The organism is Paraburkholderia sp. SIMBA_027 (genome assembly GCF_046535315.1).
In the GTDB taxonomy this organism is placed as follows: Bacteria; Pseudomonadota; Gammaproteobacteria; order Burkholderiales; family Burkholderiaceae; genus Paraburkholderia; species Paraburkholderia tropica.
Map to the genome: position 1 here is coordinate 1 of NZ_JAWRWY010000867.1, position 262 is coordinate 262.

Sequence of the window (262 nt, forward strand, 5' to 3'; positions counted from 1 at the left end):
GGTTGCTTGATAATCCAATCTATTACTTCGTTTACATCTTCTATTTCAAATTCAAATGGAGAAACTTGATCATGACTCAAATAAACACCTCTACTATAAGCATAGACTACAGTATAGTCCCTCATAGCCCCAAGTTTTTCAATATGATTGAACCCTCCCCTGTTATAGATACTGAAATTGAGTATGGCAGGAGCCTGTTTTTCGCCTTTCTTATATTTAATGACTCTTAGTGCAATTTCATTCCCTTTTTTTGTTTTAATGG

Annotated in this window: 1 protein-coding gene; it reads right to left on the reverse strand. The window is 34.4% G+C overall.

Going from position 1 to position 262, the window contains the following annotated elements; genetic code table 11:
- Nucleotides 1–262, reverse strand: a 262-nt coding sequence (locus SB764_RS41555; RefSeq protein ID WP_410866973.1) for a CocE/NonD family hydrolase, incomplete at both ends; no start/stop codon positions are given.